The organism is Xanthocytophaga agilis, from assembly GCF_030068605.1.
Taxonomy (GTDB): domain Bacteria; phylum Bacteroidota; class Bacteroidia; order Cytophagales; family 172606-1; genus Xanthocytophaga; species Xanthocytophaga agilis.
In genome coordinates this window covers 154,102-179,512 of sequence record NZ_JASJOU010000016.1, presented here as the reverse complement: position 1 = coordinate 179,512, position 25,411 = coordinate 154,102, and the positions used below count along the sequence as shown (strand labels likewise).

The following is a 25,411-nucleotide window of genomic DNA, read 5'->3' as shown; positions in this document are numbered from 1 at the left end:
GAAAAATGGACTTGTTTTAAGATCATAAAACCCCAATTTATTATTGAGGCTTCGTTTTTATGAAAAATCAGTTCTTCACATCATCCGGATATCTCAGAGCTGCTTCTGTTAACTGGGATGAGTATGTGTAAATATCTTCCAGTGTATCAATAGGAAGCCGGTTCTCTTTCTTTTCTCCATCAAATAGTCCGATATATTTCTTCCCTTCCAGATATAGACGACACACAGGACGACGGTTATTGTCATCCATAAAGATTGCAAAGTAACTCTGGGCATCACGATAGGTAATACGCTGGCTTCGTACGCTGCCTCTAAGAATAGACTTTACCACAAAAAAGGCTTCAATCTCTTCCTGTGTGGTAATTACCTTATTCACTTTGTCATCTACAATAGGCTGTTCTTCTGGTTGAGGTTGAGCTACAGGCCTTTCTATCGTAGGTTGGGTTGCCTCTGTAGTCAATGCATTCTTCAATCGTTCATTGATACTATCATTGATTAGCTGAGCAAATGTTTTACGGACAATGGAACTGAACTGGTCAATCACTTTAGGTGTCAGACGTCCATTATATACCTGAGACGCAAAGTATTTAACAAATGGCTCAGAAGGGGAAACCAATTGACTGGAAAGGATACTACGAATTTCCCGTGAATACTTTAACTCACTGGCAGAACTTAAGATCTCCTCTACATTAAAAACTGATTTGTGAAATTTCTTTAACTCACTGATTACACTTTCTCTCAGATCTGTAATATTGAATTCCAGAAAAGGACTTTCATCCATCTTATTAGGTTCTTCCAAATCAGTATAGAAACGGTAGATAATGCCATTGGTGAGCATGGCAAAGCGAGTCTTGGTTACATGAAAGTATCGGTGTAACTGTGAGTTGTGTACATCTAGCTTTTCTCCGTGCCATTTACACTCTACAATCAGGACTGGTGTCCCATCTTTGAAGATACAATAATCCACTTTCTCTCCTTTTTTAATACCAATATCTGCTACAAACTCTGGGACCACTTCCATTGGATTAAATACATCATACCCTAATGCAGAAATGAAGGGCATAATAAATGCATTTTTGGTTGCCTCTTCGGTTTGAATCTGGTCTTTGAGACGAGACACCTTTTCTCCGATCACTTTGATCAGGTCAATAAAATCACTCATGAAACAAGAATGGGATTAGATGTATACGATTGTTGTGTAATCAATAGGCTGCTATTGAAAGAAAGGAATTCAGGTGTTTGTAAGGTAGAATGAAAGCTTATTCGCCTTCTGAAAAAGTTGTTAAGCGATAGTTTATATAAAAAAACTACAGTTAAAGTTCAGTGAAATGCAATATCTGTAAAGCCAAATAAGTATACAATACCACGAATGGGGTATTTTCCCCCTTTTTTAAGGGTATTTTTCCCGTATTTTCTAAGGTCTGTAAAACTTATTTGCTAAACCTGTACATTACCAGGTTGTCTCTTTATCTGTTATATAAGTCTTTGAGAAAAGTTTATATAGGCTATAAAAGTAAAAATCCCCATCACTAAGACGGGGATTTTGCTATATAACTATTGAAAATTTATGATATATGGCTCATAAGGAAGCTTTACCACAAATCTTTTGTCGTAGCTCTTCAATTATCTTTTCGAATCCTTGTTCTGCAGCTTCCACATTCCCCTCTGTCCTGTATCTTTTGGTGTCATTTTTACCAAACATCTTTGAGATGCTGGTCTTACTCCTGCCTGAATATTGTGCTAATCGGTCGTAAGAGATCCCAAACTCTTCAAGTTTTTGTCCTAGTATTTCTAATCGTTTATCTAAATCCACGTTTGCCATTGATTTTTAATCAAAGGTAATAAATGCCCAAATATTAACACAAAAAAAGTGTTATAATATTTGGATGCAACACTTAAATGGTGTTACATTTGTAATGTCCTCTTAAGGGCGTTTTTTATGTCTTGATATAACACCAATAAAGTGTTGTTTTGGTTTTATGACAGAAGCTGCAACTATAGCACTGATTGATGAAACACCCACGGAATGGGTGTATGAGTATGTTACAGGTAACGACTCAGTTTATATCATCAAGAACAAACGAACAGGCCTAATCAGCTTTGCGCCGGAATCAGTAGCCCGTCTGCTTGGCTTTGAAAGTACAGAAATATTAATGCAATCATTCTCATTATAAATCATTCATTCACTCTTTATCTATTGTTCATTATGGAAACTCCAAGTCCTGCTTCAGAATCAACTTCACAGAAAGCCTTTCGCAAAGTAAAGCAGTCCTTACTTACTAACCACTTCCTTGATAAGAAGAAAGTAGATGTACTTAATATTTTACTAGAAGCAGATGCAGACGCTACGGCAGGATTAATCAGAGAACATAAAGACTTGCTCTTTAAAGCTCAATCCTATCTGTATCTGAATTCTCAATATGATAATGAGGCAACTATTGAAGGCTACTTCCACCAGTTTGAAAGGCTATATCGATTTATGTCTGCACTTGAGGATCTTGTAGACGGACAAAAATAATTTACTATTCACTTATTATTCACATCACAACATTTCACTCTCATGAAATCTGCCAAATCAAATTCTTTAACTACTCAGACTATACAAAATGCCAGTGCTGTACAAGCTGAGCCTACACAAACTGAATCTAAAGCTACCATGCCTGTTATCCCTTCCTCTGCTCCAGATGTAGAAGCAGAAGGTCCTGCGCCTTCTCCTGCACCCGATATAGAGGAAGAACGGAAGGACTCCCTGCTCTATACATTCCTGTTGCAGAGAATACAAAAAATGATTCTTTCTTATGGAGAAACGGAACAGAAGGCTTTACAGAATTTTCATTCCACGTTAGAGACCATACACACAACCTTGCTGAAAGTAATAGCCTTTGAAAAAGTCAGACTCAGTAATGTAGATTACGATAGATTAGCATGGGAGTTCGAAGATTTTGTCCTACCAGTAAAACCTATTGACTTCGATTGGCAAAAGGGACACTTTATTGTCTACACAGCTAAACAGGTAGCTGGCTTCTTCGTAAGTGAAATTACAGGCTTTAAAGAACCAGATTATGACAAACTGGAAAGTAAAAGGCTAAAGCTAAGTTCAGACTTTACGATTATTCTACAAACCATCATACGGGGAGATAGAATGCGGGATGTACAGGAAATACAAAAAATGAGTCGTCCTCTTAATGATATACTGGAAGCTATCTTTGTTTATAAATCCCTGGTTGAGCCTAATGAACACGTTTCCGGATCTGAAAAGGCTGCTGCGTAAGGCAGGTGTTGTCTACCAGATCATAGAAGACAATCCAGGTAGACACAATCTTCTGATACAGTTTAAGCCTGATAAAGTTTTATTTCCCAATCCGTTGTCGTTCCCTGTAACCGTAGTGATTACAGGGGACAACTACTGCCTGTTTCAGTCTCAATTCAAAAATATTGGAGAGTATGATCCCAAACGAAAGAAGCAATACACGGTAGAAGTTTACTGCTTTGACTGTGAGGAGCTACTAACGAAAATGCATCGTTTTGGATTTCTGCCTAACAATGCTAAAAAGAAGATTGACGCCATTGCAGAGAAGGAAGGGTATGGATATGCTCGTAAAAGCAGCCAAAAGAAAACAGATAAGAGTAGATAAATATTTGATGGCTCAAAAGTGAGTCATCCTAATTCCTCAACTTTGAGGGGTCATGTTCTTTGACTTCATGGGTTTTAAGGGATTTAATCAATAACTACCAGAGCTAATTTTTGTTCTGGTAGTTATTAAATATACCTCATTTGAGGTATTGACAAGGAGCGTAAATCTATCTTTATTTAATTTTAGTTTATCAATACTCTAATAAAGAGATGGATCCTATAATTAGCTCTATTGTTACAGCATTGGCAGCAGGAGCTGCTGCTGCTCTTAAACCAACCGGGGAAAGTCTTATCAAAGACGCATATGAAGGTATTAAAAATATAATCGTTACTAAATATAAAAATGTAAATCTTCAGCCTCTCGAAAGCAAGCCTGAGTCAAAAATAAAACAAAGTTCGTTAGCCGAAGATCTAAGTGAAACTAATGTAGCAAATGACTCTGAAATATTAGCATTGTCACAACATCTTCTTGATCTAGTTTCAAAATATGACACCCAATCTTTAACTGCATTAGGTGTGGATATTGAAGAAGTAAAAGCTGCTTCGCTTAAAATCGGAACAATAATATCTACTGGAACAGGTGTAAAGATAAAGAAAGGAGAATTTAAAGGTGATATAACAATAAATGATGTAAGGGCTGGTGGAGGCAACCATGTAAACCCGTAATAGAGGCAAGAGAATCTACCATTTTCTCAACTGCCTCCATCTTTCATGAACCAATTGTCTCTTTTCAGCATGTAAATGCCAGAGATATTATTATAAGAACTTCGCAAAACATAAAGAATTTCAAGGTTGAGTATTCGTTGAGTACTTCTGATTTAGAGGATAGAAGTAATCAGTTACACCTACTTCAGAGAGTGAATCACTTCTGGATTGAAGGCGTATTAAAGCATTCTCTATTAACTGACACCTATTTAGAGATCGATAAAGTAAATTTAGAAGAAGTAAGTAATACTTCTTTTAAGGATATTATTGAGATTCCACAAAAGGAAAAAAAAATATATTCACAGAATAGTAGTGTTATTGATATATTTAATAAAGAAGGTAGGCTTCTTTTGATTCTTGGGGCTGCAGGAGCAGGTAAGACTTTTACCCTTCTACAACTTGCAAAAGAATTAATAGCTTGTGCTCAGCAAGATCCAACCCTTCCTATTCCTGTTATATTAAATCTTACTTCATGGGCCAATGAACGAACATCTATTTTTGAATGGATTGTAAATGAATTGAGTCTTAGAAATTTATCTCCAAAGAGAAATACGAGAAAATGGCTCAAAAATCACAGACTCCTTATGCTGTTAGATGGGCTTGATGAGGTTAAGACTGAATTCCGATTAATGTGTGTAAAAGAAATTAACATTTTTATGCGAGACTATGGCCTATCTGGCCTAGTGGTATCTTGTCGTCAAGAAGAGTATATATCATTGACGAAAAAACTTAACGTTCCAGCTGCTTTATGCTTGCAACCACTTACAACTAATCATGTTAAAATATACTTGGCTAAAAATGCTGAAAAATTTAATGGATTGGAAAGAGTATTCAACCAAGATTTAATATTGCAGGAATTAGCCAAAACCCCTTTGATGGTCAGTGTAATGTGTCTTGCTTACCAAGGTTTGACTTATGAAGACTTAACAGAAAGAGACTTCGAATCAATTTCAGAAAGGCGAAAACATTTATTTGAAACATTCATTAAAAGAATGTTTGATAGAAAACCTGCTTTAATTCAAGCAATAAGTAAAGATATAATTCTTAGAGAACTGTATTGGATAGCATTTCAAATGCAGAAGAATAATCAGTCTGAGTTTTATCTAGAAATGTTGCAACCTACCTGGCTATCTAATAATTGGCAATTAGCAATGTATACAATTGTTGTGAGTATACTTCCAGCTTTTATCATAGGAGGGGCAATATTTCTTTTTTATGCCATGCAAGGAGCTTTTGTATTAGCAACAATCTTGGGATGTTTTTGTGCTTTGATAGGAGGGGTACTTGCACATTTTGGTAACATGTTTTTTGCAGCTAAATCGTCTCAATTGGACGTTTCTGTAGTAGAAAAACTAACATGGTCTTGGAAAGGTGCCGCTAAGGGATTAGAGAGAGGCATCGCAAGTCCTTTCAATAGTAGAGAGAGAATAACATTAGGCTTTTTTTTTGCTGCATTATTATCTCCTGTAAAACTACTTGAATCATTCGTATTTGGATATCTTTTTTGTATCAGAGAAGGGTTAGTTTCAGTGCCGGTCGATAAAGCGAAAAGATTAAAGTTAAATCAGGGTATTCATAATTCTCTAAGAAATGCGGCATTTGTTTCAATAACCGTCGGTTTTGCACCTTCAATAATATTATTTAACTCAATTGCTTTCGTAACTGGTGCCTCATGGATGTCTGACCTTTCTTTAATTGTTGCATACTTTGCTACATTTACGTTTGGCTTCTGGTACGGCGGACTTGCCGTTATCCAGCATTATACCCTGCGTCTTATAACTTTTCTTAGTCGAAAGAGTCCTTTGAATTATAGAAGATTTTTTGAGAAGACAATAGCATTGGTCTTTTTGCAGCGCGTAGGTGGAGGTGTGACTTTTCTACATAGGACTTTCTTGGAGTATTTTGCATATCAGTATAAGCAAAAATAGAGCATATCAGATAAATATGTTAAAGATCTAATGTGCAAAGATTAAATGGTAACAAAAAGTATAAGGTATGTCCTTCAATCTATTTTTGTCACCCATTTGTCACTCAATGCTTAAAATTGTATCGTAATTAATTGTATTTCAAGAATTTGTACTTTAGGTTGTGTACCGGCCTCGGGTACTAAACAAAAAGGCGATCCTTTAAAAGATCGCCTTTTTGTTTGTCTACTTCCATGCCATAAATCCTTCAAACATAAAATACAACATTGTAATGTAGATAGTGTACTTGGTTAGTTTCTTGACAAGTTTGTAGGTTTTAAATACGACTGGATTATACGCCGACTTGTCAAAAGTTACATGTGTTGTCCGTTCCATTTTGATGTGTGTTTTGAGTGAATACTAAAGTATGCATCAAAAGTAGTAGGCAGATTTCTTCTGAAATTGTAAGAAAACGAAATCAGAAGGTCTTTATACGTCTGTAAACTCCTTAATAACCTCAGCAAAACTACGAATTCGCTTCTCCCATTGCCAATAAGAAGCGTAAAGCAGAATTAGCATCGTACAAATAATACCCGCCAGCATAAAGTATTTGATAGTAGTAAAGTGAATAGTAGAAGTAAGAAAACTCAAAAGGAACGCACTGTAAATAGCAGAAGCAAGCAATGAAAAGACAGAGAGTCGCCTTAATGTAACAATATGTTTTTCTACAGATGTTTTTATAGTACCTGACACAACAGGATTCTTTATCGCCAGATAGCTCAACACATCATTGAGAATAAACAGAAAAATACTGATTCCCAAAAGTATATTAATATAGAGCGGTTTGTGGGCTCCGTCAAACCAGTCTCTGTAGATAAATAGTATAAATACCAGAAGTCCTGCTTCCAATATCAGTCTCACTCGTATCTTTTTTAAGGCCGGATGTTGATTGATATGGGTCATTTGTTTCAGTTCTGATTCCTGTTTGGGGGTGCCTTGGGACTTTTCCCAATTTGACTTTAGTGATTCGAAATCCATAGAGTTATCTGTTTGAGAGTGATTTAAGTTTTTCTTTGATACGATTGATTTTTACACCTACATAGTTTTCGGTAATCCCGGTAATGTCTGCGATTTCTTTGTAGGAATATTCTTCCAGATACAAAGTAAGTATGGCCCGTTCAGAAACATCCAGGCACCTAACCAATTGATACATTTGTTCTTCCTGATCTAGTTCTTCAACCGGACCGGGTACAGATACTTGATCTGGCAGTTGGTCTGAATACGAAATGGGAAGTTTTGATTTCCGGAATTCCAGTATAGCAGTGTTTAAAGCTATACGATACATCCAGGTAGTAATTTTAGATTCACTCCGAAAATGAGGAAAGGCCTTCCAGAGTTGAAATACGATTTCCTGAAATAAATCTTTTTGGTCTTCCTTAGTGTCACGATACATGTGGCATATTTTATAAATAAGGTTCTGGTGTTCATGAATGGCTTTTAAGAATATTTTTTCCATTGATTATTAAGTTTCAACTATCATCCTGTTGTATTTTACAGAATAAGTTGTTTTTAAAAACCAAAACTTACACATTGGCAAAAAATAATTGAAATAAAGCTACCTGAGATCAATCTACACCATTTTATGATTATCCCTTCAGATCATACAATCACGTATCAATCTACTTATCGGAAAAAGTTACTTAGTAGTCAGCTTTGGACAGGGCTGTTTGCTTTTCTTACCGCAGGCTTATTATATATCATCAGTCCTACAGAAAAGCTTGAGATTGCTACAATTATTTGTTTGTTGCTTTGGTTATGTATTGGTATAGTGCACTGGCAATACAATAAAAAGTATTATAGAAGGCTGAAGCTGATTAATAGTCCCTTTCCAGAAGCATGGAAGCGCTATCTGGAAGAACATTCTACCTATTATCAGGACCTCACAGAACCGGAAAAAGAGATATTTAATACACGGGTTCAGTTTTTTCTGGCAGAAAAAAAGATTGAAGGAATAGATACTGAGATTGACGATACAATTAAACTATTGGTAGCTGCCAGTGCCATAATTCCTACATTTGCGTTTCCTTTCTATGATTATCGTTCTATTCACGAAATATTAATTTATCCTAATTCTTTTGACGAATCCTTTCAGACAACACGATATGAGGGACATGAACAGCGTATTACGGGTATGGTCGGCAATCGGTTTATGGAGCATAGTATGATTTTATCAAAGCCTGATCTGATAGCAGGATTTGATGGTACCGCCAATAAAAATAATGTTGGCATTCATGAGTTTGTACATTTGCTTGATAAAGAAGATGGAGCAGTGGATGGTTTACCTGAAATATTCCTGAATCATTCTTATACAAGTGGATGGCTGCAAGCCGTCAAACAGGAAATTGATAGCATTCAGAAAGGGCATTCGGATATTAATCCCTATGGATTGACAAACAATGCTGAATTTCTTGCTGTGGTAAGTGAGTACTTTTTCGATAATCCGGAGAAGTTTCATAGGAAACATCCTGAACTGTATGCATTTTTGTCAGCTATGTTTCATCAGAAGCCTGATTAACAATTACCTATTTTGAGGTCTGTTCTTCTATCAATAAAAAGGCTCTCTTATAAGTAAGAGAGCCTTTTGGCATTTTAAACCTAGTCGTAAAACCAATTAATGTGAGCTATGCTTTTTCTCTGTGAGGTTTGCCGCAAGCCCCATTCCTAAAAAAACAATAGCAATAAATAAAAGAGTAAATTGTTCCATAACTGTAGCATGTTGAAAGATATTGGTAGCGCTAATGACTTCATCCACAATGTGTTCTGATATTCATATACTATTAGTGAGGGTTATTCGAAAAGGTAAACTATTTTAAACAGGTATTTTGTAATAAATATTTCATAGCATACCAACCTGAAAGAGTATAAGGCTGGTATGCTATTTGTATTATACTAGTGTCTGTAAAAAAGATATCGCATATAGGTTAATGCCTGCAGAATTTGCGTTTATCTAAGGAAAGCCAGCGTTAATCTAATTGTTAGTAAATAATGGTAGGAATATAGTATTAATGAGTAACTATGAAAACCTCTAAAGCTACCAGTTACGGAAATATGAAACTAAAGTTTGATACTGATAATATTGTCGTCTATTATGACAAGGTCAATCAATGGTTATTTGTAAGCTGTGCAAATCAATTAACCTTTATTGAAGCTCGCAAAGGATTTGGAGAGTGCCTGGAATTTATTGAGCAAAATCACTGTTCACGTCTGATTATTGATAGCTATGCTATTAAATATAGTCCACTATTGCCAGAGATTAATCGCTGGTTGGTGAATGAATGGTTACCTGTTGCCAATGAACAAGGGCTCCGTTATATTGCTCAGCTGACTCCTCCAGAGCAGGAATGGCGTTTATTTAATGCCAATACCTCTCTTGTTATACCGCCCACTGTACAAATCGAATTATTCACTTCGCTGGTAAATGCAGTCAAATGGCTGTATATCCAGGAGTAAAATTATAACATATAGATACGTAAAGTGGCGGCCCCACTCCAATACGCCGCTACGCGCCCGCAGGATTACCACCATCCTTGCGGGTTTTTTATTATAATTCTATACATTTGGTATTGTATTTGATCATTTCATAAGCATGATCCGCATTCTTTCCCGTCTACTTGTTCTGATACTGATTATTGCAGGCAGTATCGCTATTTACATCAAATTTTTCTATCATCCGGAATTGCCACCTGCCGAAACCCAGATTTCACATACTACTGTCTTGCAAGAAATCAATCGGATTGGTAAACTGGAACTGGTACGTTACAACTTCAAAGATATTCTGGAATATGAGAAGAAACGTGAGTTAATAGAAAACAAGGCTATCAAAGAATGGATACCCCTAACCATACCTCTCGAAAATGCTAAAGTTGTATTAATTGTGAAAGGTGAAGCTGTTGGCTGTATTGATCTGACAAAGATCAAGGACTCCGATCTGGTGACAGAAGGAGATACATTAATTGCTTTTCTGCCAGAGCCAGAGTTATGTTACTATCGTATCAATCATGACCAGTCTAAGGTATATGATGTAAAGAATGTAGACGAACAAGCGGTTATGATCAATGAAGCCTACAAGAAGGCTGAAGTTCAGATTAAACAATCTGCTTTGGATATGGGAATATTGGAACAAACTCGTACCAATGCATCCCGGATACTTCAACCCCTTCTGGAAAAATCATCTGGTAAAAAGGTATTTATCCGCTATCGGTTAAAAGGTAGATTTGATGAGTTGGGACGTTAGAATAATGTAGTCAAGATAAGGTGTTTGATAAACCTAACCTCTAAAAGAAACCATTCCTCGCTATCTTCTCGAAAGAATCACTATACCTTTTTTGTCCTCCTGGAAGGATCTCGTGGCAAGACCGGCGGCTTTTCCGATTGGAGAATATTCTTTCGCTCAAAAACTAAGCAATGCTCTATTTGTCACAAGATTCTTTCAGAAGGACAGAGGAGAGTGTGATTTTTCCAAAAGGGCGTATGTCTTTCATAGGACAAAAAATAAAGAGGGTAATCACTCTTCTTCATTTACAGAATTCACAGCTTCCCATACCAGATCTTGCTCGTATCCCTTACCCAAAAGAAATCGGGCTACTTTCTGTTTGCGAACAAGAGGATTGGGCTCTTTTTCTGATGCATTTTTCTTATCAGCAAGTTCCAGTAGGGTGTCCCAATAAATTTCCGGGTCTATCTCATCCATTCCTTTCTGAATACAATAAGCCGATAAACCGCGTGCTTTAAGTTCCAGACGTATTTTAATGCGTCCCCATTTCTTCAAACGAAACTTTCCACCTGCGAAGGTCTTGGCAAACCGTTCCTCATTTACAAAGTTTTCCTGAATGAGTCTGACAATGATTTCCTCTACTTCGTCTTCTTCTAATCCATAGGTATATAATTTCTCTCTTACTTCCTGTTGAGTGCGTTCTTGGTAGGCACAAAAGGCTGTAGCTTTTACATAGGCATCAGCAGGAGAATAAAACTTGGGTTGTTTAGCTGGCATGATACTATAATTCAGTTTTATCGTCTATGGGTAATTACTTTAAACGTTTGCTGAGGAATGACGACCTAACAAAGATATTATTTTATCAGAATTTACACACAACCATTTCTTTGTTTACCTTTGCGGGCTCAAAACAGTAGGTACTGGCCAGTAAGCAGGCTTGGGAAGAAATCTCTCGCAACAACTTAACACCTACTGACAAACTGCTTACTGCTAACTCTTTATCTGAATATGTCTGAAATGATCCGTATTGCCATCCAGAAGTCAGGACGGCTTAGTGAAGACTCTCTCAATCTGATTCGGGAGTGTGGCATTCAATTTAACAACGGAACTGGCAAGCTAAAATCGGAAGCTGCTAACTTTCCTGCCGAGTTTCTTTCCCTTCGAGATGATGATATCCCTGGTTATGTAGCGGATGGTGTGGCGGATATTGGTATTGTGGGAGAAAATGTTCTGATTGAAACTCATCAAAAGGTAGATCTTGTCCATCGCTTAGGTTTCAGCAAATGCCGTTTGTCTTTAGCTGTACCACGTGGAGATGATTATCGGCAGCTTACTGATCTGCATCAAAAACGAATTGCTACATCCTATCCTCGAATCCTGTCGAACTTTTTGCAGGAACATAAAATTGAAGCAGATATCCATGAAATTAGTGGTTCGGTAGAGATTGCTCCCAGCATCGGACTGACGGATGCTATCTGTGATATTGTGAGTTCAGGTAGTACTCTGATGAGCAATGGTTTGAAAGAAGTGGAAGTAATATTTCGCTCTGAGGCTGTATTGATTGCACATCCTAATCTGAGCCCTGCCCGGCAACAAATTCTGGACAAACTGATATTCCGTATCAAATCGGTACAGGCTGCCAAAAATAACAAATACATTTTGCTCAATGCACCTAAGGACGCAGTTGCACAGATTACATCTATCTTACCAGGAATGAAAAGTCCTACGATTGTGCCCTTGGCAGAAGAAGGCTGGGTTTCTATTCATTCTGTAATCAATGAAAATGCTTTTTGGGACATCATTGATAATCTGAGAGCGGCAGGTGCACAGGGTATTCTGGTAGTTCCGATTGAGAAAATGATTATGTAAGAAGGAACTTCTGCCCCCAATGGCATGCATTTAGTATATTTTGTTTCATTACCATTTACAAACTATGCCAAAGATTGCTAAACATGTAGAGAAGGCAATTCTGGAAATGCCTCAGAAAGAGAAAGACAAGTTGCTGATCCGGCTTATTTCCAAAGATACCTTACTTACTGAAAAACTGGAACATCAGTTGCTGGGGGATGACAATGATACCTTGGACAGACGGAATGAATTGCTTCAGCAAATCATAGAAATGGCTTCGTATGAACACTATGACACACCTGGTTGGCTGATGATGGCTATGCGCGAAAAAAGTGGTCAGATCACCCGACATGAAAAGGTGACAAAAGATAAGTTTGGTGAAGTTGTTCTGTTACTAGCATTAATCAATGAGCCGTTTACCCGGCAAAAAGACATGCTGGAAAAGAAGTCAAAACGTGCTGATAACTTTGCAGAATATGTAGTAAAAAGAGCCAGAGTGATTGTAAATAAAGCAGAGAAGCTTCATTCCGACTATTATGTAGAGATAGAAGAACGTGTCAATGACATGCTCACCTTTATTCACAAGTATCAGCCCTGCCGATATTATTTAGAGGCTACTCCTCTTCCCAAGTCCTGGAACCCATAAGTGTTTTCAGATAGGGATATTCAATACATTTATACCGATTTACGTTATGCAGTTTATATCTTATCCTTCTGTCTCTGTCTGGCCTGAATTGATTATTCGTCCGGTTGCCAGTTCAGCAGATATCCGGCAGAGGGTTATTCCAATTCTTGATCAGGTTCGTCAGGAAGGAGATGTTGCTCTAATTCGTTTTACAGAACAGTTTGACAAGGTAAGCCTTTCACAATTACAGGTTTCTGAGGTGGAGATACAGGAAGCAGAACAATTATTATCAGAGGAATTAAAATCCGCTATCCAGGCTGCCCGAAACAATATTACTACTTTCCATCAGGCACAACTGCAACAACCCGAGCCTATCGAAACTATGCCAGGAGTAACTTGCTGGCGTAAAAGTGTAGCAATTGATAAGGTGGGTCTCTATATACCTGGAGGTACAGCACCTTTGTTTTCAACTGTGTTGATGTTGGGTGTTCCTGCTCAGATAGCTGGATGCAAAGAGGTAGTACTTTGCACCCCTGCTAATAAAGAAGGAAAAGTGCATCCTGCCATTTTGTATACTGCCCATCTGGTTGGTATCCATAAAATTTTTAAGGTAGGAGGGGCACAGGCTATTGGTGCTATGGCCTATGGTACACAGTCAGTACCAAAAGTATACAAGATATTCGGTCCGGGAAATCAGTATGTTACTGCTGCCAAACAGATCGTTTCTCAGGAAGGTATCTCTATTGATATGCCTGCGGGGCCATCTGAGGTGGCTGTATATGCAGATGATACGGCTAATCCTGCCTTTGTAGCTGCTGACCTGTTGTCTCAGGCCGAACATGGAGTAGACAGCCACGTATTTCTGGTTTCTGTGAGTGAAAAGTTACTTCAGGAGGCTCAGAAGCAAGTAGAAGAGCAAGTGAAACAACTTCCCCGAATGGCAATGGCAGCACAAACATTGCAACACAGCAAAGCTATTCTGGTAAAGGATGAAGCTGAAGCGATTGAGTTACTCAATCAGTATGCTGCTGAACACCTGATTCTGGCAACAGACCGAGCTGAAAACCTTGCACCTCTGGTTACTAATGCTGGTTCTGTATTTATGGGACATTATACGCCGGAAGCAGCAGGAGATTATGCATCTGGTACCAACCATACACTACCTACCAATGGATATGCCCGTGCATACAGTGGCGTGTCGGTAGATAGCTTTGTGAAAAAGATTACTTTTCAGCAGATTACAGCCAGTGGTATTCAGCAGGTAGGACCTATTGTAGAGCAGATGGCAGAAGCAGAAGAATTGATGGCCCATAAAAATGCAGTAAGCATTCGTCTGGCATCCTTGTCCTGATAAAAAAGTTAGCATATTCATACTTAGTTTGTATCCATGCTGTTCTGAACAGCATGGATATTTTTTTATTCAGAGGACTTTACAATATGATCGGAATTCTGTTCAGAGGGAGCTACTTAGCAATAGGATATAGGTTGTTAATCAAAGGTGTTTTTGACCATTATTCAAATCATTTTTGCGTTTGACTAGAATACCGATCATTTTCATGCAACTATTCGAATAATGGTCACTTTCTTCATTGACCTAAACTCTGTTCACTTTCACAGGTGACTGGAATTTAGTTCAAACTTTTGTTTCACTGGAGTTTCTGTTGTTTTTTCAAACTATCGGAATTCTGATCATCTTTTTAACATATCAGATTGCTGATTATTGTCAGCTGTTTTGCATCAATAGAAAGTTGTGCTGTCAAAAGAATTGATACTTTTGCCATCCCCATATTTAATTTAAAAGAACCACTCTTCTTTGGACTTGAAGGAAAGTAAATAAAATTAGTATGACACATCAGCAAATCCTAGACAAACTAGCAGCTAAATATCTGGTACAATCTATTGACGATGACATTTCAAGGCTAACTTGGTATGCCATGGCTTATGATAAACAGGGAAACCAACAAAGTCATCTTACCTATATTCTCCCAAAGCTTTTATTGCGTTGGAATTGTATACTGCATGCTGATAGCAAAGAAGTATCAGAACATTATAAGCAGAAGGCTGTTCTTGCTTTAGCCGTTACACTCCATAAGTATGGTTTTGCAGATCCAGTACTGACCCAAAATGCTATTCAAGCAATTGATCTGCTCAATCAGGAGGTTGTATTGAGTGATGGCTTTTTCAGAAAGTCAGAAGAGATTAAAAAGGTGATAAGTGCTGCCCCTGTTGCGTTAAAACGTAAACCTGCGATGCCTGAGAGTATCACCTTTTACAGACCCAAAGATGTAGTATCTATACAATTGGACGGAAAGTTTTACGCAGCATATATACATAAGCTAACAGGACCTAACGAAGCTCCAATCATTGAATTTTATGAAGGAGAGTTTGATTGTGTTCCCATAATTCAAGATCTGGACAATCGGAAGGCCAAAGGGCAGAGATACAATGATGATAAAGAGAGAATTGCCCGTTTTGCTATCTATGGAATGAAGTATATGCCAGATCTGGCCAATCAGATTCAGTTGATTGGTGCATGTATCGAAAGTACGCCTGCAAACGAACATTTAACAGCATCTGTTGGATTATATACTATGAGTGATTTGTTCGACATACAGTCTGATATTCAGCAAATGTTTAGATAGACTGAATGGTGTTAAATGAAATATAAGTTGTTCATTTTCTGTGTTAACACACCTTTCTTCCTTCTTTTGAAAGACTAGAAATCCTTTCATCACTAAGCTTGGTTTTAGCCTATTTTTTCTTGTAAATTTGACTAACTACTTATCCCCGGTCAAATGAAAAATAACCAAGCAGGTGCACCTGATTTGTTCGCGCATTTCAGGGACGACTTCCGTTCAGGGCTAGTCGTATTTTTAGTTGCATTACCATTGTGTTTAGGGATTGCGCTTGCTTCTGGAGCCCCCTTGTTCTCGGGTATCCTCTCCGGAATTATTGGTGGTCTCGTGGTTGGTTCACTGAGTGGATCTTCCCTGAGCATTAGTGGACCTGCTGCTGGACTTACTGTTATTGTATTAAGTGGTATACACAGAGTAGACAATCATTTTGAAACATTTTTACTAGCAGTGGTTATTGCAGGCATTCTACAAATTATATTGGGTTTTCTTCGTGCAGGAGTCATTAGTTTATTTTTTCCCAGTGCTGTTATCAGAGGGATGCTTGCTGCAATCGGAATTATCCTGATACTGAAACAAATCCCACATGCATTAGGTGATGACAAAGATGCAGAAGGTGAATTTGAGTTTTTTCAGCTGGATGGCGAGAATACATTGACTGAAATTGCGAATGCCATCGGTGATCCTCAGTTTGGTGCCGTACTGATTAGCATTGCTTCTATTATTGCATTACTTTCCTGGAATGCATTGGAAAAGCGAATGCGTAATCTTCAGTTTATCCCTGCTTCACTGGTTGTTGTGATTGTTGGCACATTGATTAACATTGTTTTCTCAACTTATATTCCGGTTTTATCTCTGCAGCCTATTCATATGGTGAGTTTACCTGTAATCAAAGGCTTGCAGGAGGTGCCTAATCTGGTGGTATTTCCAGACTTTTCACAAATAGGTAACCCTAAAGTATACATTACTGCTATTACAATTGCTATTGTTGCCAGCCTGGAAACTCTTCTAAATATAGAAGCAACAGATAAGCTAGATCCTCTCAAACGACGTACCCCTGCCAATCGAGAGTTAAAGGCGCAAGGAGTAGGAAATTTAGTGGCTGGACTCATTGGTGGGATTCCGGTTACATCAGTTATTGTTCGTAGCTCCACCAATATCTTATCAGGAGCCAAATCCAAGTTGTCAGCTATCATTCATGGGGTACTTCTTTTGATGAGTGTTTTATTTTTTGCCCGGTTCATGAACTACATTCCATTAGCTTCATTGGCTGTCATTCTCATTTTTGTAGGATATAAGCTGGCTAAATGGGAAATCTTTCAGGAAATGTATAAACTGGGATTATCCCAATTCCTACCCTTTATTGTGACAGTGGTAGCCGTTATTTTTACTGATCTGCTAATAGGAATTGGTATTGGTATGGTTGTAGGTATCTTTTTTATTTTGAGAGAGAATCTGAAAACTTCGTATTTTCTGACAACAAAGATCAATCAGAAAAACAGACATATACATATTGATTTGAGTGAGCATGTTTCATTTTTGAATAAAGCCAGCATTGCCGAGATTCTGGAAAATCTGCCGGATAACAGTACTGTTGAGATCGATGGGACAAAGTCTACCTTTATTGATCATGATGTATTGGAGGTAATCAAAGATTTTCAGGAAACTGCCAAAGCTAAAAATATCACACTAGGCTTTGTTAATCAGGTTAATAGAACATACAATATAAAGCTTCCTGAAAATCACAATCATGAGCATAACCATGTTCAGAATACCTATCAGCAGTTATTGGTGAATAATAAAAAATGGGTTGCCGAAAAATTGAATATGGACCCTGATTTTTTTGAAGATATGGCTAAAGGCCAGCAGCCTAGGTTTTTCTTTATCAGTTGTTCGGATAGCCGGGTACATCCCAATGAAATAACAGGCACACAACCTGGCGAAATGTTTATTCACCGAAATGTTGCCAATCTGGTAGTAAACACAGACTTAAATTTTATGTCTGTGTTGCAGTATGCAGTGGAAGTACTGAAAGTAGAACATATTATTGTCTGTGGACATTATGGCTGTGGTGGCGTAAAAGCTGCACTGGAAAACACGTATCATGGATTAATAGACAAGTGGCTGCTAAATATCAAAGATGTATACCGGCTGCATAGAGCAGAACTCGATGCCATCACTGAACAGGATGAGAAGTTTAAGCGAATGGTAGAGTTAAATATTCGGGAGCAGGTCTATAATATCCATAAAACCTCTGTTGTGCAAAAAGCCTGGAGTTCCAATGCCCGGTTACGGGTACATGGCTGGGTGTATGACATCCGTGAAGGTATTGTGAAAGACCTGCAAATACGTCCAGAAGATATCTTTCATGAATACGGCCATATCTACAAGCTGGATTTTAAGGAAGAGTAAAATAGTGGGCAGTAATTACTGCCCACATATATTTCAGCTTATTGTAACCGGATATAACGAAAATGCAATAGGCTTATCTGAAAACAGTATTTTAGTTTTACTCCATGTATCTCTAAAAAAATCTGATTGCCGGTATGCTTCCAGCGCTGCCGCATTTTCCCAGTGACTCAACGTACTGTAAATAACCGGGTTGTCGGCATCCTGCAATAACTCTACATGAAGACATCCCGGAAAACTGCGAATGATAGGTTGCGACTGCCGGAAAATAGTATGGAAGTCTGCAACCTTGTCTATCTGGAATGTCATACGTACGATACGAACCAGCATAAAAGAGATTAATCTAGATATTTTGCATTTGATTATATAAATCAATGAGAATCACGTGTAACCACACTGCCCGACTTACCTTTCAGAAAATCCATATCTGCTCCCAAATGTGCTTGCTCTACATGCTGAATATACAGATTTACGTAGCCCCGAGGTGGTTGAGCACGTAATTGCGATTCCCATTCGCGGCGACGTTCTGCCAGCTCCTCATCGGATACTTCCAGATGAAGGCTACGATTTGGTACATCCAGTGAGATCCAATCTCCATTTTGTACCAATGCCAGTGTACCACCTGCCGAAGCTTCCGGAGAAACATGTAATACCACTGTACCATATCCTGTACCACTCATACGACCATCCGAAATGCGTACCATATCTGTAACACCTTGTTCGAGTAGCTTCTTGGGTAGAGTCATATTTCCTACTTCTGCCATACCCGGATAACCTTTCGGACCTACGTTTTTTAACACCATAATCGAGTTTGCATCAATATCTAGATCTGGGTCGTCTACACGGGCATGATAGTCTTCAATGTTTTCGAACACTACTGCTTTACCCCGATGAGTCATCAGGGCAGGAGTGGCAGCCGATGGTTTAATTACAGCTCCATTGATTGCCAGGTTACCTTTCACTACTGCCATTCCTGACTGAGGTTTAAAGGGATTTTCCAGTGTACCAACTACATCTCGATCGTAGCAAGGGGCTGCGTTACAATTTTCCCACATTGTTTTTCCATTCACCGTCAGTGCATCTTTTCGAATCAGTGATTCCAGTTCTTTAATCACTGCAGGGAGTCCTCCGGAATAATACAGGTCCTCCATAAAATGTTCTCCTGAAGGCTGAATATTGGCAATCAATGGAATATCATGTGACAATGCATCAAAGTCATCCAGTTTTAAGTCTACTCCAATACGTCCGGCAATTGCCAGTAGGTGTATCACAAAGTTGGTTGAACCGCCTATAGCGGCATTGACAATAATGGCATTTTCAAATGCTTCGCGGGTAAGTATCTTAGACAGATACATCTCTTCACGAACCATATCTACAATACGTCTTCCGGAAAGATGTGCTAATACCTTTCTGCGGGAGTCTGCTGCCGGAATCGAAGCATTATTAGGCAGAGATAAACCCAGCGCTTCAACCATGGATGCCATTGTAGACGCTGTACCCATTACAGCACAGTGCCCTGGTGTTCGAGCCATACAAGCTTCGGCCTCGACAAATTCTTCCTGCGACAGATCTCCGGTTTTGTACTGCTCGGCCATGTGCCATACATCCGAAGTACCAATATATTTACCTCTCCAGCGTCCTTTCATCATAGGGCCTCCTGATATTACCAATGTGGGGATATCTACACTACAGGCACCCATAATCAGGGAAGGAGTAGTCTTATCACAACCACACATCAGTACCACACCATCTATCGGATTGGCACGAATGGATTCTTCTACATCCATGCTGGCCAGGTTCCTGTAAAGCATAGCCGTTGGTTTAATCAGCGTTTCTCCCAATGATGTGACAGGAAATTCCACAGGAAAACCGCCTGCTTCCCATACGCCTTTTTTAACAGATTCTGCCAACTCCCGAAAATGTCCATTGCATGGGGTCAACTCAGACCAGGTATTACAGATGCCAATTACAGGTTTTCCTTCAAATTCATCATGTGGGATACCCTGATTTTTCATCCAAGCCCGGTATATAAAACCATCTTTGCCTTTTTTTCCAAACCACTGCTGAGAACGAAGTTTCTTTTCCATAATTCAGGTAATGCAATAAAGATTGAAAAGTGAATAATAATGGATCACATATATGTCGATAGATACAAGTATAGATAGAATTATTGGAAATATTCTATGGGAGAATTACAAAGTACAATGTTTTTTGATTGCATATAGACTAGGTGTAACAAATAAATATGATAATAACGCTTTAATAAGGCGAAAATAAGAAAATACCCCTTTAGGGGTATTGACAAGGCATTGAAAATGTGCTTGTTTGATGCTCATTTTTAATCTACAAAAACAGAGGTGTTATCAATCATGAAAAAAGCTATGAATAGAATTCGCCCATTCATTTCAAGTGATATTGATCTATCCAACACCTGGCAGGTCATCAAGTGGTGTGTAGAATTGGGGTGCAACTATGAGAAGTTGCAAATGGCTGTTGACAAGGTGGGTACTTCTCCTGATGCGGTGAGAGATTATCTCAAGAGAGGTGTAATATAGTCCTGTTAGAAAAAAAGCCTAATCCCGGGCAGAGGATTAGGACTTTATATAAAGAATAGTTGTTTTGAAATAACCTTCTTTGTTTTCGTAATACCATTCAGTTACGGGTTCTTTGACTCCATAAAAAGAAGAATACCAGCCGTCTTTGGTTTGGAGAACAATAGAATTTCCATTCTTGCCTTCACACACAATCTTCCAGCCCTGAGTCTCAAAATCCGGATGTAGATGCCAGCGTTGATATACTGGAAGATTCTTCTGTTTGATCTCTTCTGGCAGAAGTAAGGTATCTTCTATCTCCCAACGGGGCTCATTCTTATACTGGACGATTTTCCGATGGTGAAAAATCTTTGAATGAACTTGTTGATATACATGAACTTTTCCTTCAAATACAATACGATCTTCCTGATCTGTCAACGTTGCTCCTGCAGCCTGACTCCAGTAATACCATATAAAGCGTCCTCCTTTCAACATCTGATCCAGATCTCCCAGTTGAATGGTATTGTGAGAGGCTGTTCCCATAAAATATTTTAGCAAGCCTGGTTCTGTATTGTACTTATACGATCCTGCATCCCGCATCAGGTTAATACCCTTATACCAAATATCTATGTGCAGATTATCTGCTTGTGATGGGCGGTCAGGATGATTGCCACACCGAACAGATGCAAACTTGTCTGGATCACGCAGTACATAGAAACCCGTTTGTCTGCCTGAATTTTTGTCCAGAGCTAATGGTGAAGCAAAACTTTGGTCTTTGGTAAATGCAGGAAAAAAAAATGTTTGTTTTCTCTGTCCTTGGAGTCCATACCAGAATATATCTTCTTCCCAGATACCATTCACATACAAGGGCTTTTGATGAAAGAAGTAGTATAGTGCGTTCAACTGTGGACGATAATCTCGATAGGTACACGAATTGAGTCTGAAGAATAATGCGCCATCATTTGCCCCATAGTTGGGTAAGTGCCCAGTAACAGTATCCTGGTGTTGGTATAACAGATTCAGCGATTTATATACTCTGTCATACAGTTTATCCTCAAAACGATCTCCATTGCGTTCTGCCAGAATAAATGCCCAGGTAAACAACTGCATTGTTACCCGATGATAATTCATGGAGAACTGCAAGTACGATCCATCTTCATAGATCTGATATAAACCTTCTTCTGTAAGCCATTGTTTTCCATTTTTTCGCCATTCTGCACTTTCCGGAAAGAAAGGATACAGCAAGCCTACCAGGTATAGTCCCAGACATTCTGTGATGGCGTGATTGTTCCGGACAGCAATTCTGGAAAAATCTATATTTGCTGCCACATGCTGGGCTTGCCAGTAAATAGAGTGAAGGATGGTCTGGAACCGATCTTCCGTAAGTTCAGGTGAGTTTTTGTAATAATGAAGAGCAAACGTCCAGTTTAGAATCCGCAACGAAGTTTCCTGACTACATACATAGTTAGGACCACAATTCAGAGGATTTTTTTCAATCCAGTCTTCTATTTCATGGAATACAAATGCTGCCCGATCTATTTGTGTATGGAAGTCATACCGGATCACAGGATATAAGTAGGCAAAGCGTGACTTTTCCCATACAAACTTGATATCGCCAATCTTAGGGTCAAGTTCCCGTATGGTAGACCAGTGTTGTATAGGTGAATACTGATACTTTGTTTCAGGATGAGTTAGCCAGTTATAGTCTTTTCCCAGGTATTGAAAACTTGCATTGAAAAAGGGAACATGGCCTGTATCAATCAATTCATTCTCTACCGAAAGCGATTCCAGTGTATTTTCATCTAAAACTGAATCCTTTTTTATGTGTACTAAGGCTTCTCTGGAAGGGAAGAAAAAATGTACAGGTTGGCCTTGCCAGCCTTCCAGTGTAGTGAATGCAGTAAAGGGAACATTCGTTGGAAAAGTTCTTTGCAGCCATCCACTACGTTTCTTTACTTCATAGGAAACACGAAATAGAAAAGCTCTCCAGCCCATCTGACAAATAAGCCTGGAAAGAAGAATAAGTTTTTTCAATGAATAAAAAGGTATATATATGATTCTTGAATCTGAAATAAAATCTCTTTTCCTATCAGACTGTAAAAGAGTCAACAAAGTTCATGAAATAATAGTACAAAGTAAATTGTATCCTTTGTGACTTCCCAAATTGAATATATCCTGTTATTAATTATCTGCTTCAACTATTGGCTATAAAAGCTATACGTTTTCAAATCGCAGAGTTTACCAATTAAAAAAGCCTCCAGCAATGGAGGCTTTTCGATTCTTAACCCAAGTATTGTTAGTCCATTATAAATGGATAGTTTGGCTCTGCATATACATCTTTGAATGCTTCAGATGGATCTGGATATGGAGACTCTTCTGCAAAACGTACAGATTCATCTACCTGTTCTTTGATCTTCTCATCAATAGCATTCAGATCTTCTTCAGTTGCCATTTTGTTATCCAGAATGGTTTTCTTTACCAGTTCGATTGGATCTTGTAAGCGCCACTGTTCTACTTCTTCTCGTGTACGGTATTTCTGAGGATCAGACATGGAGTGTCCTTTGTAACGATACGTACGTAGTTCCAGTAAGGTTGGACCTTCGCCACTACGGGCACGGTCAGCAGCACGGGAAATCGCATCATGTACAGCTTCTACATCCATACCGTTTACTGGCTCAGCCGGCATATCATAGGCTTCACCCAATGTGTAAAGATCTGTTACATTAGAAGTACGGGATACAGAAGTACCCATTGCATATCCATTATTTTCAATACAGAAAATAACAGGTAATTTCCACAGCATTGCCATGTTAAAGGCCTCATGCAAAGCTCCCTGACGTACAGCACCGTCTCCCATATAGCAGATACACAGGTTTTTGGTTCCCTGATATTTTTCTGCAAATGCAATACCTGCACCCAAAGGAATCTGTCCACCTACAATACCATGTCCACCAACAAATCCTACACTTTTATCAAATATGTGCATAGAACCACCTTTTCCTTTAGAAATACCAGTAGCCTTTGCAAACAACTCCGCCATTACTGCATTAGGGCTTGTGCCCAGTGCCAGCGGATGAGCATGGTCACGATATGCTGTAATGTATTTGTCTCCTTTTTCTAAAGCAGATACTGCTCCTGCCGCACATGCTTCCTGACCAATATACAAATGACAAAATCCACGAATCTTTTGTTGTCCGTATAACTGCCCTGCTTTTTCTTCAAACTTCCGCATCAATTGCATGCTTTCATACCAGTACATATATGTTTCCCGAGGGTATGACGCTTTTGCTTTTTTTGCACCATTGCTTTTTGCTTTTGCAGCCCCTTCACTTACTGTTGCCAAAGGGTCTTTTTTCTTGGATGCTTCGTTTGTTTTAGCTTTCGCTGCCTTTGTTTCTTTAACTGCCATATTTAATAAATAAGTAGATGAGCAAATTGTGCAAATTACTAACTAAATGGAATCACTCCTTTACTAGTTTAAAGCAGGTAATTTGGTACACTGTTTTAAAAAAGGGTATTTCAGGAGAAATAGAGGCTTTTTGTGGAAACCTGACACCGATTTCCAATAGCCCTGCGAAAATACACAAAAAATGTTTATACGCGAAAGATGATAGAAAAAAGACAAAAGTGCACAACAGAAGAAGTGGGATAAAGAAAAAGATAGTATTTTGGAAACCTATTCAGCAACAGGGATGTACAGGACATCTCTTCTGACTCAGAATCTATAGTTTGGAATATGTACCTTGAGCGAATACAGCTACTTAATTTTAAGAATCACGAAGAACTTTCTCTTACCCTTAGCCCTTCGGTCAATGGTATAGTTGGTATAAATGGCAGTGGAAAAACCAGTCTGCTGGATGCGATTTATATGTTGGCACTAACCAAAAGTGCTTTTAGCCAGACAGATGCACAATGTATCCGGCATGGTGCAGAGTTTTTTATGATTGATGGTGTGTTTAAAGAAACATCTTCTGGTGAGACATCTGCCAGAGGGCAGCAGGTAACTTGTAGTCTGAAAATCGGAAGCCGAAAAGTAGTGATGCTGGATAAAAAGGCCTATGAGCGGTTAAGTGAGCATATTGGAAGATTCCCTGTTGTACTTATCTCTCCTGATGACACAGATCTGATCCGGGATACCAGTGAGCTACGTCGCAAGTTTTTTGATAATATGCTATCTCAACTGGATCATAAGTATCTGGATACCTTGATGCAGTACAACAGTGTAATGAAGCACCGGAATAGTTTGCTTAAACAATTTTATGAACGCAACTACTTTGACAAAGACCTTCTGGAAACATTTGATACCCAACTTTTGCCTTTGGGAGATATTATACATCAGAAACGCCATCAGTTTATCCAGAGTTTTGTGCCACTGGTACAAAAATACTATGCATTTATTAGCGAAAGCCGTGAAGAGGTAGATCTTATTTATGAATCGGAGTTGTTTGAAAGCAGCTTCAAATATGACTATTCCTTTGCTATGAAACGGGATTTACAGTTGCAGCGCACAACCAAAGGAATACATAAAGATGATTTTGTATTTGAAATAAGTCGCTATGCTCTAAAGAAATTTGGATCACAGGGTCAGCAAAAGTCGTTTGTTATTGCGCTAAAGCTGGCTCAGTTTGAAATCCTACAGAAAGAAAAAGGCTCAAAACCTTTATTATTACTAGATGACATCTTTGATAAGCTGGATGATCTTCGGATCAACAAGCTCATTGAAATGATTACCAATCAGACATTTGGACAACTATTTATAACAGATGCTCGTCCTGAGCGAAGTCGTCAGATCTTTGCTTCACTGGCTACCGATGTGCGAATGTTTGAGATTGAGAAGTAAAGTGTACTA

General features: G+C 38.6%; 26 protein-coding genes. 16 read left to right on the top strand and 10 right to left on the bottom strand.

Features of this window, described 5'->3' with window-relative positions; all coding sequences use genetic code 11:
- Nucleotides 1-67: 67 nt before the first annotated feature.
- Nucleotides 68-1,162, bottom strand: coding sequence for a type I restriction endonuclease (locus QNI22_RS32825; RefSeq protein WP_314517617.1), 1,095 nt, complete (start codon nt 1,160-1,162; stop codon nt 68-70).
- Nucleotides 1,163-1,579: 417 nt separating this feature from the next.
- Nucleotides 1,580-1,822: a hypothetical protein gene (locus QNI22_RS32820; RefSeq protein ID WP_314517615.1), complete on the bottom strand. Its 243-nt coding sequence runs from the start codon at nt 1,820-1,822 to the stop codon at nt 1,580-1,582.
- 157 nt (nt 1,823-1,979) lie between these two features.
- Here QNI22_RS32820 and QNI22_RS32815 point away from each other — a divergent pair, with 157 nt between their 5' ends.
- The 6 genes from QNI22_RS32815 (at nt 1,980) to QNI22_RS32790 (ending at nt 6,267) form a co-directional block, all read left to right on the top strand.
- Complete coding sequence (locus QNI22_RS32815) at nt 1,980-2,174, top strand: hypothetical protein (RefSeq protein WP_314517613.1); 195 nt, start codon at nt 1,980-1,982, stop codon at nt 2,172-2,174.
- Between the two features lie 32 nt (nt 2,175-2,206).
- Entirely contained in the window at nt 2,207-2,518 is a 312-nt protein-coding gene (locus tag QNI22_RS32810; protein ID WP_314517611.1) for a hypothetical protein, read from the top strand.
- A 42-nt stretch (nt 2,519-2,560) separates the two neighbouring features.
- Nucleotides 2,561-3,271 carry a hypothetical protein gene (locus tag QNI22_RS32805; protein ID WP_314517609.1) on the top strand — a complete coding sequence of 237 codons (711 nt, stop codon included), beginning with the start codon at nt 2,561-2,563 and terminating at the stop codon, nt 3,269-3,271.
- Entirely contained in the window at nt 3,234-3,635 is a 402-nt protein-coding gene (locus QNI22_RS32800) for a hypothetical protein (protein ID WP_314517607.1), read from the top strand. The genes QNI22_RS32805 and QNI22_RS32800 overlap by 38 nt, the downstream gene beginning before the upstream one ends.
- A gap of 209 nt (nt 3,636-3,844) precedes the next feature.
- Nucleotides 3,845-4,300 (top strand): hypothetical protein, encoded by a 456-nt coding sequence (locus QNI22_RS32795; protein ID WP_314517606.1) that lies wholly within the window; start codon nt 3,845-3,847, stop codon nt 4,298-4,300.
- A 191-nt stretch (nt 4,301-4,491) separates the two neighbouring features.
- Nucleotides 4,492-6,267, top strand: coding sequence for an NACHT domain-containing protein (locus QNI22_RS32790; RefSeq protein ID WP_314517604.1), 1,776 nt, complete (start codon nt 4,492-4,494; stop codon nt 6,265-6,267).
- 222 nt (nt 6,268-6,489) lie between these two features.
- Here the strand turns inward: QNI22_RS32790 and QNI22_RS32785 are convergent, their stop codons facing one another.
- The 3 genes from QNI22_RS32785 to QNI22_RS32775 form a co-directional block, all read right to left on the bottom strand.
- Nucleotides 6,490-6,639: a hypothetical protein gene (locus QNI22_RS32785; RefSeq protein ID WP_313983449.1), complete on the bottom strand. Its 150-nt coding sequence runs from the start codon at nt 6,637-6,639 to the stop codon at nt 6,490-6,492.
- A 93-nt stretch (nt 6,640-6,732) separates the two neighbouring features.
- On the bottom strand, nt 6,733-7,281 hold the full coding sequence (locus QNI22_RS32780; protein ID WP_314517603.1) for a hypothetical protein: 549 nt from the start codon (nt 7,279-7,281) through the stop codon (nt 6,733-6,735).
- Nucleotides 7,282-7,285: 4 nt separating this feature from the next.
- Nucleotides 7,286-7,759, bottom strand: a complete 474-nt coding sequence (locus tag QNI22_RS32775) for an RNA polymerase sigma factor (RefSeq protein ID WP_314517601.1) — start codon at nt 7,757-7,759, stop codon at nt 7,286-7,288.
- Between the two features lie 126 nt (nt 7,760-7,885).
- On the opposite strand from QNI22_RS32775, the gene QNI22_RS32770 reads away from it, so the two are divergent.
- The 3 genes from QNI22_RS32770 (at nt 7,886) to QNI22_RS32760 (ending at nt 10,537) form a co-directional block, all read left to right on the top strand.
- Nucleotides 7,886-8,818, top strand: a complete 933-nt coding sequence (locus QNI22_RS32770; protein ID WP_314517599.1) for a M90 family metallopeptidase — start codon at nt 7,886-7,888, stop codon at nt 8,816-8,818.
- A 500-nt stretch (nt 8,819-9,318) separates the two neighbouring features.
- A complete protein-coding gene (locus QNI22_RS32765; RefSeq protein WP_314517598.1) occupies nt 9,319-9,753 on the top strand; it encodes a hypothetical protein in 435 nt (144 codons plus the stop codon).
- 136 nt (nt 9,754-9,889) lie between these two features.
- Nucleotides 9,890-10,537: a DUF4230 domain-containing protein gene (locus tag QNI22_RS32760; protein ID WP_314517596.1), complete on the top strand. Its 648-nt coding sequence runs from the start codon at nt 9,890-9,892 to the stop codon at nt 10,535-10,537.
- A gap of 270 nt (nt 10,538-10,807) precedes the next feature.
- Here the strand turns inward: QNI22_RS32760 and QNI22_RS32755 are convergent, their stop codons facing one another.
- Entirely contained in the window at nt 10,808-11,293 is a 486-nt protein-coding gene (locus tag QNI22_RS32755; RefSeq protein ID WP_314517594.1) for a regulatory protein RecX, read from the bottom strand.
- A 231-nt stretch (nt 11,294-11,524) separates the two neighbouring features.
- Between QNI22_RS32755 and hisG the strand changes: the two genes are divergently transcribed.
- The 5 genes from hisG to QNI22_RS32730 all read left to right on the top strand — a co-directional run bounded on the left by hisG (nt 11,525) and on the right by QNI22_RS32730 (nt 18,034).
- A complete protein-coding gene (gene hisG, locus QNI22_RS32750; RefSeq protein WP_314517592.1) occupies nt 11,525-12,385 on the top strand; it encodes an ATP phosphoribosyltransferase in 861 nt (286 codons plus the stop codon).
- Between the two features lie 64 nt (nt 12,386-12,449).
- On the top strand, nt 12,450-13,010 hold the full coding sequence (locus QNI22_RS32745; RefSeq protein WP_314517591.1) for a hypothetical protein: 561 nt from the start codon (nt 12,450-12,452) through the stop codon (nt 13,008-13,010).
- Nucleotides 13,011-13,056: 46 nt separating this feature from the next.
- Nucleotides 13,057-14,340 (top strand): histidinol dehydrogenase, encoded by a 1,284-nt coding sequence (hisD, locus tag QNI22_RS32740; RefSeq protein WP_314517590.1) that lies wholly within the window; start codon nt 13,057-13,059, stop codon nt 14,338-14,340.
- Between the two features lie 493 nt (nt 14,341-14,833).
- The gene (locus QNI22_RS32735; protein ID WP_314517589.1) at nt 14,834-15,631 is read left to right on the top strand and encodes a hypothetical protein; all 798 of its coding nucleotides are present in this window, start codon (nt 14,834-14,836) and stop codon (nt 15,629-15,631) included.
- Between the two features lie 153 nt (nt 15,632-15,784).
- Complete coding sequence (locus QNI22_RS32730) at nt 15,785-18,034, top strand: SulP family inorganic anion transporter (protein WP_314517588.1); 2,250 nt, start codon at nt 15,785-15,787, stop codon at nt 18,032-18,034.
- Between the two features lie 33 nt (nt 18,035-18,067).
- Here QNI22_RS32730 and QNI22_RS32725 read toward each other — a convergent pair whose 3' ends face one another.
- Both QNI22_RS32725 and QNI22_RS32720 read right to left on the bottom strand, forming a co-directional pair.
- Nucleotides 18,068-18,361 carry a putative quinol monooxygenase gene (locus QNI22_RS32725; RefSeq protein ID WP_314517586.1) on the bottom strand — a complete coding sequence of 98 codons (294 nt, stop codon included), beginning with the start codon at nt 18,359-18,361 and terminating at the stop codon, nt 18,068-18,070.
- A gap of 41 nt (nt 18,362-18,402) precedes the next feature.
- On the bottom strand, nt 18,403-20,118 hold the full coding sequence (locus QNI22_RS32720) for an IlvD/Edd family dehydratase (protein ID WP_314517584.1): 1,716 nt from the start codon (nt 20,116-20,118) through the stop codon (nt 18,403-18,405).
- Between the two features lie 294 nt (nt 20,119-20,412).
- Between QNI22_RS32720 and QNI22_RS32715 the strand changes: the two genes are divergently transcribed.
- Nucleotides 20,413-20,586, top strand: coding sequence for a DUF3606 domain-containing protein (locus QNI22_RS32715; protein WP_314517582.1), 174 nt, complete (start codon nt 20,413-20,415; stop codon nt 20,584-20,586).
- A gap of 36 nt (nt 20,587-20,622) precedes the next feature.
- On the opposite strand, the gene QNI22_RS32710 is transcribed toward QNI22_RS32715, so the two are convergent.
- Both QNI22_RS32710 and pdhA read right to left on the bottom strand, forming a co-directional pair.
- The gene (locus QNI22_RS32710; RefSeq protein WP_314517580.1) at nt 20,623-22,596 is read right to left on the bottom strand and encodes an alginate lyase family protein; all 1,974 of its coding nucleotides are present in this window, start codon (nt 22,594-22,596) and stop codon (nt 20,623-20,625) included.
- Nucleotides 22,597-22,858: 262 nt separating this feature from the next.
- Nucleotides 22,859-23,905 carry a pyruvate dehydrogenase (acetyl-transferring) E1 component subunit alpha gene (pdhA, locus tag QNI22_RS32705; protein WP_314517721.1) on the bottom strand — a complete coding sequence of 349 codons (1,047 nt, stop codon included), beginning with the start codon at nt 23,903-23,905 and terminating at the stop codon, nt 22,859-22,861.
- 393 nt (nt 23,906-24,298) lie between these two features.
- Here pdhA and recF point away from each other — a divergent pair, with 393 nt between their 5' ends.
- Nucleotides 24,299-25,402 carry a DNA replication/repair protein RecF gene (recF, locus tag QNI22_RS32700; RefSeq protein ID WP_314517578.1) on the top strand — a complete coding sequence of 368 codons (1,104 nt, stop codon included), beginning with the start codon at nt 24,299-24,301 and terminating at the stop codon, nt 25,400-25,402.
- The last annotated feature ends 9 nt before the right edge of the window (nt 25,403-25,411 follow it).